Source organism: Chryseobacterium shigense (assembly GCF_014207845.1).
Lineage (GTDB): Bacteria > Bacteroidota > Bacteroidia > Flavobacteriales > Weeksellaceae > Chryseobacterium > Chryseobacterium shigense_A.
This window is the reverse complement of sequence record NZ_JACHLC010000001.1, coordinates 945,782-958,210: the sequence shown is the minus strand read 5'-3', so window position 1 is coordinate 958,210 and position 12,429 is coordinate 945,782. Positions and strand designations below refer to the sequence as shown.

Genomic DNA, 12,429 nt, shown 5'->3' with positions numbered 1-12,429 from the left:
AAATAACAAATTTTATTTGATCTTCAATGAATCTGTATTTTTCTTATATTTGATATAAATGCACTATAGATGGAAAAAATTTACGGATTTACACATTACTCTTTTTTTACAGAAATGTCTGAGTTGGCATTGAGACATAACAGTTTTGATCTTTCTCTAGGGCTGCCGGATTTTGATATTGACAGCCGCCTGAAATCATTCCTTGCAGAGGCTGCAGAAAACGAATACCATCAGTATGAACCACTTGCAGGCAATCCATTGCTGATAAAGAATATTATTGCATTTAATTCTTCGAGAGCCAACAGCATTAAACTGAAAGAAAATGAGGTTACTATCATTCCATGTGCAACTTTTGCTTTACATACTGCCCTTAAATGTGTTTTAAATCAAGGAGATGAAGTTATTATCATTCAGCCTTCCTATTATACTTACGGACCTTCTGTAACACTTAATGCCGGAATTCCTGTCTATTATGATCTTGACAATGATTTTACCATAAACTGGGAAAAGTTTCAACAATGCATTTCTGAAAAAACAAAAGCTATTATTGTCAATTCTCCGCAAAATCCTACGGGAACTGTCTGGAAACAAAATGACTGGAACCAGCTTTATGAGTTGATCAAGCATCAGGAAATCTATCTTATTTCGGAAGAGATCTACGATACGTACTGTTATGACGGAATTGAACATTACAGTTCTTTTCTTCATGCCGGGCTTAAAAACAGGACTTTCTGTATTTTTTCTTTTGGAAAAATGTTTCACACCTCAGGTTGGAAAGTCAGTTATCTGCTTGCTCCGGAAGATCTGACGGCAAAATTCAGATGTCACCAGCAATATATATCCTACAGTGCCAACGCACCCGCCCAGTATGCCCTTGCCAGATATCTTGAGGTATTTGATTCTTCTGCCAATAAGCGTACAATGGAACACAAGAGGAATATATTTAATGAAATGATTGCCTTTACTCCGTTAGAAGCGGCAAAAAAAGCTGAGGGAAGTGTTTTCCAGGTTGTTAATTTCAGAAATGTTTCTAAAACCATGACTGATGTGGAATTTTCTAAATGGCTTACGGTAGAGAAAAAAACAGCATGTCTTCCCCTTTCTGCTTTTTATAATTCCCGGCAAAATTCGGATTATGTGCGGTTTAGCTTTGCTAAGAAGGATGAAGTGATTATTCAGGCTTTGGAGCATTTACGGAGGAATTTGTAAAGTTTACATTTTATAAAAATCAATTGCTTTCTGCTTAAATGGATTCTTACTCCAATCTTCCCATTTTCCTGTATACGGATCGTAACCACATTTCAGAGGCTTTGAATACTGATTATTAGGTATTTCAGTATATGCTCTACAATCACTACACACATATCTAAATTCACAGTCTTTACAAATGCTGATCATATCTTTATTTAAAGACCAGATGTCTCTGAAATTTTTGTTTTCATAAACTTCAAGAAGTGAATTTTCATTAATATTTCCATAAGATTGTTTCATTGAAGGGCAATTTTTAATATTACCATCAATATCTATAGATATTTTTCTATTTAAACAAGAATTATATAATTTATTCGACATGAATATCCCAACATTTTTTGGATTTAAAAAAGTAGTTGAATTAATTATACCGCAACTTGTACAGTCTATAATATTTTGTTCAATGTAATGTATATACCCTACTGAAGGAAGTACGTTATCTAATGCACTTTTGAAATACTCATTTTTTGGCGCATTGTATAAAGTAAATGATAAATTTAAATATTCTTTACATATATTGAATATGACATCATTTGATATGTTTGAGTCGTATTTAAGTATTATGTGAATATTTCTGAAATCTTTGTTTTTAAAAAACTTTAAAATATTTTGTAATTCTATTATCTGTATATCAGAGTAGAATCTTAACTCTATAAATTGGCATCCCAACAAAAAAAGATTATCAGCTATTTTTTCCATATCGTGGATTTTATCATTAAAATCGATAATGGAGTTTGTTATTTTATATGGGCTATGCCAAACTTCTTCAATTTTCGGGAACAAAGAAATATCGTCTACATAGCAGGCGTAGTCGTTAACTAATAAAAACTGTATGAAGTTATAGAAATCTTCCTGACTTTCAGGATCGATACTTTTTGCTATAGAATCAATACTGTTATTTGGAAATAAATCAATCAGATCAGCATATTCATTATCAAAAAATATCCAATCATTTTTTAATAAATCCAAGATCATAGTCCGGGTATGTCCTCTTACAAAAAAAACGTTAGTATAGACAAGTAAAAAATTCTCTTTCTGAGCCATATTAATCAATTTTAGAATAATCAATTATTTTTGAAATAAAAGTATGGGGAACATTTATGTTGGTAAAGTTCATATATTTATTTGATTGAGGAAGTTCAAAAGTATAGTTAGAAGAATCTAATTTTCTAAAACTTATATAATTATAAAAAATAGGTAAACATTTTTTTTGCGCCTCACTTAATTTTAATTTTTTCATAAAATTTCTGCTATTTTTTTCTCAATAAAAAAATTACACATATCTGAATAATAAGAAAACTGCCCTCCAGGATTTATTTCTAAAAATATATAGTTATCATCTGTATCCACAATCAGATCAATTGCGCCAATATTATGATTCAATGTTTCCATCAGCATATTTATTTTGTATTTAATTTCTTCAGGTAAAGAAAACGGAAGATATCTGATGGAATGCCCTTCCCTTCTGAAATCTACAGAAGCTGTCTTTTTTTGTTGTGAAAATATGACCGTACTGAAAATTTCACCCTTCAAATAAAATACACGTAGCTCATATTTCTTTTTTACTTCTTTTTGAAATAAAGACGGTAAAAACGAATCTTCGTATATATTTTCAATAGCATTTTCGGTAACGCGCTCTGTATAGGAATAATAATCATAATCTTTTCCCATTAAGTAAACTCCATCTTTTAATGCTTTGGTGATTAATTTATTTTCTTTTAATAGTGTTTCTTTTTTATGAATAATAAATGAGGTTGGGATCCTGAATCCCAATTTTTCTGCCTGATACAATGTTACTAGTTTATTGATATCTCTTTTGAAAAAACTACCAAGTTGGTTAGGTATTTTGTTCTCAATAAGAAAATTTATATATTCAAAAATTACTTTAAATTCATCTTTAATTTGATCATAAACATAAAATTGATCAATTTCCCTTTTAAAAACCTTTTTTAAAAGATTTTTGGATAATGAATACTCAAAAGAAGAGTGACCAAAGCCATTTCTTCTATACCAAACCGTAGAAGCTTCAAGAATGTTTATTTCTTTTCCATAAAATGAGATTATGATTTCTTTATTATTTATTTTCTTTACCTGATAATTGGCTTTATTTCCATTGATCCGTATGTACTTTTTCTCGTAAAGAAACAGCCAATCAATTATTCTGTTAGTAGAACCATCATCTGATCTGGATAATATTAAAATCATAGCGGAAATATTAAATTAGATTAAAAAAACAAGGATATACAATATTGTATATCCTTTTTTGATGTTAAGATGGAAAATCTTAATCTGCATCAGAATCAGAATCAGAGTCTGAATCAGAATCAGAAGTAAAACTAGATGATGATGAAGATGAGGAAGAAGACGATGATGAAGATGATGAACCTTCATCTACACTTACCTGAAGAAGTCCTCCTTTGATTTTCTTAAGATTTTCTTCACTTACGACGAATTTTTTTAATTTTTTCATTTTAATTTTGTTTTGTTGATTAATGTTTAGCTAATCTATTAAAATAAAAAATATCACACAATAGTGGAATATTAATTTAACACATTTTAACATGATAAATTCATATTAGATTGGTTAATAGTTATGCTATAATCATAATGAAAAACTATTTTTTCAAAAGTTTTTTCTCCAAATCAGGAGCTTTATCTAAATATTCGTTAATATCCCATTTTATATTAAAGGAGTTTTTCAAATATCCTGAAAGAGGTTCTAAACCTACAAGAGCTCTTCTCTGATCAATATTAGCAATATCGATAGCTGGATATAAAAAATATTTGCTCGCTTCCTTATCAATATAAACCTGTGTGCCGTAAATTTGGGGAAGACCCTCTTTTCTTTTTATCCTGTCTTGTAAATATGCTAAATCTTTTGGGAGAGCCTGCTTATCTTCAACAGCCTGTCTCAGTACAGGCAAATATTTTTTTTGAATTCCTAAATCTGCATGCTGAATAACGAGAAACAGATACTGATTGTTTTTATAACCTATTTTATGAGGACCTAACCAACCATAATCATTTATGATCTTTTCTACCTCAAGAATATTGATTGAGTCTTGTTTTTCTATTTGCTTCATCAGTTCTTTTTCATCTGATGTATTTAAACCATCCCTTTTTCGAATAGAATCCAGTCTTAATCTTATTTCCTGATCTTTTTCACCAATTAGTTTTATTTTTTCTGCTATTGGATTATTAATATTTTTTAAATAAGACTGTTGATTATTATATGCAGTATCCATAAAAGTATTCCACCTTGCATCCTTCTTCAGGTTATTAAGATCACTGTCATTATCTAAGTTTTTATAAAATTCAACTGGGTCATCCCATCCTTGTAACATTTTATTTTCAATAATATGATTTAAATAAAAGAAGGATTTATTAAGATTTCCGGCCATACTCCAAGTACACGCTGCATTATATAAATCTTTCTGAATTATCTTTTCATTCATTATCTCATACGCCTTATCAAAATATTTTCCAGATGATTCATATTTTTTCTGATGATATAAATTTTCAGCTTTTTCAATATAATCAAAGTATTCAAATTTTTGGGAAAAATTCATAGTATATAAGATAAAAAACAATAAAAAAAATAATTTTTTCATAGGAACACAATATTAGTCTTAACTAAATTATTTAATTAACCTGAGTTCAGAATAAAAACTGTCTTATATAAATCAGAAGCCTACATTTAGTTTTCTTAATTTGTAAAAAGATGCAAATAAAGCATACTTCATACTATAAAAATTATTCTTATCCTGAACCTAAGCTAATTATAAGTTAAAATTAAAAAATTATTCAAACAAATGTGAATTTTTAACATTAATTATAATACCATTTTCTAATGATTTTATTCTTATTATCTTTAAAGACTTAAAACCCTCACATCAATTCTTCTGTTTTTTGCCTTGCAATCATCAGTATCATTCGCCTCACAAACAGGATGCTGAGAGCCATACCCTTCCGCTTCAACCCTGTCTGAAGAAATACCCAATTCCAAAAGCTTGAGTTTTGCCGTCTGGGCTCTCAGATTGGATAGTTTTTGATTGCTTTCTTCATTGCCGGTATTGTCTGTATAACCGCCTAATTTTATTTTAAGATCGGGATATGCATTTAATATTTCAGCAAGGTTAACAAGTTGTGCTTCTGAGCCTGCTTTCAGATCGCTTGACCCGGTTTCAAAATAAAGATTTTCAATGGTATACCATTTATCCGGGTTCAAAAGGTTTTTATTTTTGCTTTGAATATCCTTGGTTAAATAATACAACTGGCTTTCTTTACCTATAGAAATCTTCTTGCCACCTTTTAACTGAATCTCTTCAATATTTCCGGTTTCGTATACAAAATCTCCATTTTCGTTTATGTGTCCTTTTATATCTTTAGGAGTAATAGGTATAGGTGCCACTGAAATATCTTCATATTGAGTATGTACAGATTTCATTCCCGTTAAGCTTTCAATTTTAGCCTGTCTGTTGGCTTCAATTTTATCTTTATGCAACACTGCCAAAGTCGGGGCAATTACCAGTGAAACAATAGACATCAGCTTGATCAGGATATTCATTGATGGTCCTGAAGTATCTTTAAACGGATCTCCCACTGTATCTCCCGTTACAGAAGCTTTATGAGGCTCCGAACCTTTGTAATAAGTCTGACCGTTAATATCAACTCCTTTTTCAAATGATTTTTTAGCATTGTCCCAGGCGCCACCGGCATTATTCTGGAACATTCCCATTAATACACCGCTTACGGTAGCACCGGCTAAAAATCCTCCCAAAACTTCAGGCCCGAATATAAATCCTATCAGTAACGGGGATATGATGGCAATTGCTCCCGGAAGCATCATTTTTCTGATAGACGCATCTGTGGATATGGCTACACACTTTTCGTACTCGGGTTGTGCTTTTCCTTCCAGAATTCCTGGTATTTCGCGGAACTGCCTTCTTACTTCTTCTACCATAGCCATCGCAGCCTGCCCTACTGCTGTAATAGCGAGGGAAGAGAATATAAAAGGAATCATTCCTCCTACAAATAAACCTGCCAGAACATCAGCTCTGTAAATATCAATTCCGTCTATACCGGCAATTCCTACAAACGCTGCAAATAAAGCAAGTGCCGTTAATGCAGCAGAAGCAATGGCAAATCCTTTTCCGGTGGCAGCTGTAGTGTTACCCACGGCATCCAGGATATCTGTTTTTTCACGGACTTCTTTCGGAAGCTCACTCATTTCGGCAATACCTCCGGCATTATCGGCAATCGGGCCAAAAGCATCAATAGCCAGCTGCATGGCGGTGGTTGCCATCATTCCGGCAGCTGCAATAGCTACCCCGTAAAGTCCCGCACATAAGTAAGATCCGTAAATACCTCCGGCCAATACGATAATCGGAAGTAATGTAGATTCCATACCCACAGAAAGCCCTCCGATAATATTGGTTGCATGTCCTGTGGAAGACTGTCTTACAATACTTGAAACGGGTCTTTTACCCATCGCTGTATAATATTCTGTAATAATACTCATCAAAGTACCTACTACAAGTCCTACCATTATAGCCCCGAAAACGCCCATTTTAGAAAACTCATGTCCCCTGAGGATCATTTTTTCAGGAAGAATATAGGTTACCAGAAAATAAGAAGATATGGCAGTAATTACAATACTTCCCCAGTTCCCTAAATTAAGGGCATTCTGTACGCTTGAAGTGGATGAGCCTTCATTATCATTGATCCTTACAAATAAGGTTCCGATCATAGAGAAAATAATTCCTGTCCCGGCAATAAGCATTGGCAGAAGAATAGGTGCAAAACCTCCAAAAGAATCTTCTGATATTGTCTCGCGACCCAAAACCATTGTTGCCAATACAGTTGCCACATAAGAACCGAAAAGGTCGGCTCCCATTCCTGCAACATCTCCTACGTTATCTCCTACGTTGTCTGCAATAGTAGCCGGATTTCTGGGATCGTCTTCAGGAATTCCGGCTTCTACTTTACCTACAAGGTCAGCTCCCACGTCTGCGGCTTTTGTATAAATTCCACCGCCTACTCTCGCAAAAAGGGCTATAGACTCTGCTCCCAAAGAGAATCCGGTAAGAATTTCGATTGTTCTTTCCATTTCATGGGAATCTACTGTGGCATCCGGAGCAAAAATCTGCTTAATGATCAGAAAAAGGGCTCCCAAACCAAGAACAGCAAGTCCGGCAACCCCCATTCCCATAACGGAGCCTCCTGTGAAAGAAACTTTGAGCGCTTTGGCAAGTGATGTTTTTGCCGCTTCTGCGGTCCTTACATTGGCTTTTGTTGCAATCTTCATTCCGATAAATCCTGCCAGTGCAGAAAATACGGCTCCTACAGCAAAAGCAATTCCGATGCTCCAGTGCGAATTGGAATTACTGGACCCCATTACAGCCAGCAGTATGGAAACTACAACTACGAAATAGGTTAAAATCTTGTACTCGGCTTTTAGAAAGGCCATAGCACCGTCAGCGATATGTCCGCTGATTATTTTCATTTTTTCATTTCCGGCATTCTGCTTACTTACCCAATTGCTTTGAAGAAATGTGTAAAGCAAGGCAATAACACCAAAAATTGGTACTAACACAAATAGATCCATAGTTTAATATTTTTTTGGTAATAGAAAATTAAATATAATAAATAATTCCTACTAAAGCATTAAAAAAGTTGAGAGTTTACAGATGATATTTAACCAAAAAGAATTATATCTGGATTTTTAAGGTTTACAATGAAAAATAGAGCCTTTTAATTTTTTAAACAAAAAAGGATAAACGAAAGCCGTTTATCCTTTTATATCATTAAATCAGAGAATATTATCCCCCGAATTTTTCTGCATAATCTTTTTGAGAAGCTCTGATTACTTTTTTAGCATGTTCGGCTCCGTAAACTTCATGAATCCTACATTTTGCAGGCTCATCCGGTAAGTTTTTGTATGTTAAGAAATAGTGCATCAATCTTTTAACTTCTGCTTCAGGAAGTTCAGAAATATCTCTGAAATGCCCGAATGCATGGTCATTGATCATTACAGCAACGATTTTATCATCTGCTTCTCCACCGTCAATCATTTTGAATCCACCGATTGGAATAGCTTCCATTAACAGTCCTCCTGCATGGATATTATGAGAGCTCAGCACGCAAATATCAAGCGGGTCATGGTCTCCTTCTGTAACATCATCTGCTCCTGCTTCTACGGCAAGCTTCATTACTTCATTATGGCAGTATGTTCTTGGAACAAATCCGTATAAAGCGGGAATAATATTAGAAAATTTCTGAGGTCTGTCTACCTTTAAATATCCTGTTTCTTTATCTACTTCATATTTAATAGTATCTGAGGGAACAATTTCAACGAATACGTTTACAATATTTGGCGCATCTTCCCCTGCAGAAATCCCATGCCACGGATGTGCTTTAAAATTTGGAATCATTATTTATCTGTTTATTTTTAAGTTATAATTAAAATTTCTCTTCTAAGGTCTTCTATTGTGGCTGAAATATAGTCGTCGCCTTCCATATAGTTCATCAGGAAAATGGTTTTGAATTCTTCAAGATCTGTATTTCCGTTCAGTCCGTCATAGGTTTTATGAAGCAGGTCTATCACCGCATTCTTGGAATCCACAATATTCTTCCATGATATTTTTGTGATATACAGCTGCTGTGAAGAGTTGTATTCAAACTCTTCGTTAATGGTTTTTTCAGTAAGAAAGATAAACTCGTGTGCAGCTAACCCTTTATCAAATTTCTGGATTATGTTTGATGGTTTTATCCTTTCCAGAAAAAGGGTCATTCTTTCATAAGAATGTGCTTTATTTTCTGAATTTGATTTTACAGAAAGCAGCTTGATCTCCTGATTTTTAAGGGTGATGTACGAGTGTACGAATTGTCTCAGCAATACCAGAAAAGGAATTGCGATAATCAATGCAAAAGCATACGGTAAATATCCTGAAAAACTAGCCATAATTTTAGACGGCAAAATTACTAATTATTTTCCGTCTTGTAAAGAGTTTTTAAATATATCGATCTTAGAATTCTGAATATAGATCAGCGACAGTATTATGGTGAGATAAAAACCTATCATCATTCTGTTTGCCAGGCTCGGAAAAACCAGATATCTCAAAAATACTGAAACATAAATAGCTGCGAAAAATAAACACTGCGCCCAGCTTTTTTTACTGCCTAAAGCCAATTTATTTGCCAGAATAATAACAATGAATATTAATAGTAACGGAAAATACGACCCGTTAAAATCAAGCATTATGGTTTTCTTTATAAAATTAAGATAATCAGGAAAAGAGAATGGGTCCGGAGCTGATATAGGATAAATCTGAACTTTTGTAAACTGATTCATAAATAAGACAGACCATGAAATCTGGTTGAAATACTGGATCAGAGAAAAGGAAAGGAAAATATAGCCGTAAGACAAGAAAACCTGAGCCGTTTTAATCTGGAGAGTATTTCTGTAAAAATAAACCAGAATATAAAGAAATGAATATAAAATAAAGTACTCCGGCCTTGTTAAGACACAAAGCATGGCAAAAACCGTAGCAGCAAGATGATTCTTTCTAACTACAAAAACATATAAGCTCAATAACAGCAGTAAGCATGATAAACTGTCTGCCGAAGCATGCCTGCTGGCTTCCAGAAGCGGTTTAAACAAAGAAATTAAGATCGTTATAATAAATGCTAACGGATAATTCTTTAAAATCCTGATCAGGAAACTGAATACTAAGACCAGAATAAAGGCATAAGAAAGTATGGAAGTAAGAAATATGGAAGTGGTTACCTTACAACCTGCTTTAAAGAACATCAGGTTAATAAAATTATAAAATGGTTTCACCGAAAAGAGCTGAAGTTCTTCCCCGTAAGCTTTCGGATTTTCTGACAAAACTTTATAATAGGTATTTTCTCCTTTTGCAATTTCTTCATCCTGTGGAGTAATTCCGAAAAGCTTTGGGTTTTTCCCTTTTAATTCTGTGTATACTTTTTTATGAATGTCCTCTATTTTCATATCCGGATATTCAGCTTTGTAAACAAGCCCTACGTAAGCTTCAAGATCTACATTATAGTACTGATGGGTATACAGATAGGATGACATCAGGCATACATAGAGTGAAAAAATAAAAACAAGAATATTCTTAGTTTTTTTCATTTGCGTTTCAGTTTATTCGGTAAGAATGCAAAAGTAAAAAAACTATTTATGATTCAGCTTATTTATTCTTTTACGGGTTTTTGCAATGATAAAGGGCTATAATTCAAATAAAGCAGGTCTTTGGGTCACTTCATGGTAACATACACTGTCTTCATCAAAAAAGTGATAAACAAGACTTTTTCTTGTCCTGTTCTTATCGGTATGCGGTTCTCCTCCATGAAGTATATTGGCATGCCATATCAACATATCTCCTTTTTTTGCTTTAAAGACCTCTTTTTTCAAGCCTAATTCCCTGACTTTAGATTCTAAAAATTCTTCATAGGCCCTATAGCTTTTTTTGCCAATCCTTAATGCATCACCTTCATTATCATAATCAGAATTAAGAAAATAAGGCAGCTTATGGCTTTTCGGGATATAATGCAAAGCACCGTTGGTTTCATCCACATCTTCCAGTGCAATCCATACTCCCAAAAGTCCGCCCAGCGGATAGGTTGTCATGTGGATGCTGTCTGAATGTGTTTTCTGCTGGCTCCCGTTAATGAAATTAATGCTCTGAAAAAGTTTAGCTTTGCCGTTTAACAGTACAGACAGAAAATCTAATAAATTTCTGTTACTACCAATATTCTTAATGATTTCAGAATGATGAATGGCAAACATCAGCTTTCCGCCGTAGATGAATTTCAGTGTGCCGTTCTCCATCAGTTTTTCAATTTCGGTATTGATTTTATCAGCATCATTTTCGGTAATGAAATTTCTCAAAATCATGTATCCGTTCTCATCATATTGAAGGGCACTTTCTTTATTTTCGTCAGTAAGTCCTTTGAAAAATGCAGTATCAATCAGCCTATCCTGATCTATTTTTCTTAAAGAGGCAGGAAGATGGGCAAAATCTGCACTGGAAATACTGGAAAAATAGCTTTTATTAAGGCCGTATTTCTTATATAAAGGAATATTATGCTGTAATTTCTTCTTATTAAAAAAATTGTAAATAATATAGGGAAGCTTATAATGGCGGATCTGCTTTAGCATGACTGGAATGTTTGGATAATACTTTATAAAGGTACGGAATAATATTTAGTTATAATCATTCTAAATAACGAAATATAAATGATATAAATTTTAAGAAAACTTGCATCTCATTAAAAATCTGGCAAAGTTTTTAATCAGTGTTTTTTTAGAGTTCTCTATGACTGCGTAATGCTTCAACACCGGCCGGAAGCCTCTGAAAAACTCTTCAATACTCGGAAGATTCCCACCTTCAAAGTCAAAAATGTAATTTTCTATATTTTCTTTTATTACATAATCAATCAATGTGGACGCTCCGGCCATCTTAATGTATTTTTTATCATTAAAAGTCCCCAGAAGCGCAATGGTATCATAATCTGAATAAGTAGCTATCATATTGGTGATCTCACGATGATAGTAAAAAGCTGAAAATTTCAAATATTTTGATGAATGAAAGGTTTGCAGGGTTTTAAGCAAAGTTTCTGTATCATCCTCTTTATCCAATCCTATCACATTGTTCTTTATAAAAATTTCGGCTTCATGGTAGCTTATTTCTTTAAGCTCCGAATTTTCTATCACTTCATCATCCAACCTCAGTTTTCTTTTTCTTTTAGGTGAATATTTTGCAAAAACTTTGGCATATTCATCCGGATATAAAAGAAAGTTCTTCTTTGTCTTTAATTTTGAATCAAAACCATTGGTCTCATTGAAATGATAAGCTCTTATCAGATAATTTTTCTGAAGAAAATGCAGGAATTTTTCATTAATTTTCTTATCATCTTTAACAGAAAAGACTCCAAGTTGCTGGCATATCAATGGATTCTGGACAATTTTAATACCTTTTTTAAGTATAAAAGGAACAGGCATAACAGCCTCATAATCATTATAAATTAAAACATCCCATTGCTTATCGGTTGTCGCATCCAGGAAATCTTTTGATGCTGAATACTTTCTCTGTTCTGACTTTTCAAGGCAGCCAGTATATTTTATAAAATTGATTTCGTTATATTTCAATCTCC

Annotated in this window: 12 protein-coding genes; 1 reads left to right on the top strand and 11 read right to left on the bottom strand. The window is 33.3% G+C overall.

The window, feature by feature from the left end; translation table 11 throughout:
* The first annotated feature begins 69 nt into the window (after positions 1-69).
* A complete protein-coding gene (locus HNP36_RS04330) occupies positions 70-1,209 on the top strand; it encodes an aminotransferase class I/II-fold pyridoxal phosphate-dependent enzyme (RefSeq protein WP_184160053.1) in 1,140 nt (379 codons plus the stop codon).
* Between the two features lie 3 nt (positions 1,210-1,212).
* On the opposite strand, the gene gwsS is transcribed toward HNP36_RS04330, so the two are convergent.
* The 11 genes from gwsS to HNP36_RS04275 all read right to left on the bottom strand — a co-directional run bounded on the left by gwsS (position 1,213) and on the right by HNP36_RS04275 (position 12,424).
* Positions 1,213-2,295, bottom strand: a complete 1,083-nt coding sequence (gwsS, locus tag HNP36_RS04325) for a grasp-with-spasm system SPASM domain peptide maturase (RefSeq protein ID WP_184160055.1) — start codon at positions 2,293-2,295, stop codon at positions 1,213-1,215.
* A gap of 1 nt (position 2,296) precedes the next feature.
* Positions 2,297-2,491, bottom strand: a complete 195-nt coding sequence (locus HNP36_RS04320) for a hypothetical protein (protein ID WP_184160057.1) — start codon at positions 2,489-2,491, stop codon at positions 2,297-2,299.
* Complete coding sequence (gwsG, locus tag HNP36_RS04315) at positions 2,488-3,456, bottom strand: grasp-with-spasm system ATP-grasp peptide maturase (protein WP_184160059.1); 969 nt, start codon at positions 3,454-3,456, stop codon at positions 2,488-2,490. Before gwsG ends, HNP36_RS04320 begins: the two co-directional genes overlap by 4 nt.
* 79 nt (positions 3,457-3,535) lie before the next feature.
* Complete coding sequence (locus tag HNP36_RS04310) at positions 3,536-3,721, bottom strand: hypothetical protein (protein ID WP_184160061.1); 186 nt, start codon at positions 3,719-3,721, stop codon at positions 3,536-3,538.
* 145 nt (positions 3,722-3,866) lie between these two features.
* Positions 3,867-4,862 (bottom strand): DUF6624 domain-containing protein, encoded by a 996-nt coding sequence (locus tag HNP36_RS04305; RefSeq protein WP_184160063.1) that lies wholly within the window; start codon positions 4,860-4,862, stop codon positions 3,867-3,869.
* Between the two features lie 260 nt (positions 4,863-5,122).
* Positions 5,123-7,858, bottom strand: a complete 2,736-nt coding sequence (locus tag HNP36_RS04300) for a sodium-translocating pyrophosphatase (RefSeq protein ID WP_184160065.1) — start codon at positions 7,856-7,858, stop codon at positions 5,123-5,125.
* 214 nt (positions 7,859-8,072) lie between these two features.
* A complete protein-coding gene (locus HNP36_RS04295; RefSeq protein WP_184160067.1) occupies positions 8,073-8,684 on the bottom strand; it encodes an inorganic pyrophosphatase in 612 nt (203 codons plus the stop codon).
* 17 nt (positions 8,685-8,701) lie between these two features.
* Complete coding sequence (locus HNP36_RS04290) at positions 8,702-9,214, bottom strand: hypothetical protein (RefSeq protein WP_184160069.1); 513 nt, start codon at positions 9,212-9,214, stop codon at positions 8,702-8,704.
* Between the two features lie 24 nt (positions 9,215-9,238).
* Positions 9,239-10,405 (bottom strand): hypothetical protein, encoded by a 1,167-nt coding sequence (locus HNP36_RS04285; protein ID WP_184160071.1) that lies wholly within the window; start codon positions 10,403-10,405, stop codon positions 9,239-9,241.
* A gap of 96 nt (positions 10,406-10,501) precedes the next feature.
* The gene (locus HNP36_RS04280) at positions 10,502-11,434 is read right to left on the bottom strand and encodes a phytanoyl-CoA dioxygenase family protein (RefSeq protein ID WP_184160074.1); all 933 of its coding nucleotides are present in this window, start codon (positions 11,432-11,434) and stop codon (positions 10,502-10,504) included.
* Positions 11,435-11,524: 90 nt separating this feature from the next.
* Positions 11,525-12,424 carry a hypothetical protein gene (locus tag HNP36_RS04275; RefSeq protein ID WP_228456244.1) on the bottom strand — a complete coding sequence of 300 codons (900 nt, stop codon included), beginning with the start codon at positions 12,422-12,424 and terminating at the stop codon, positions 11,525-11,527.
* Positions 12,425-12,429: the final 5 nt, after the last annotated feature.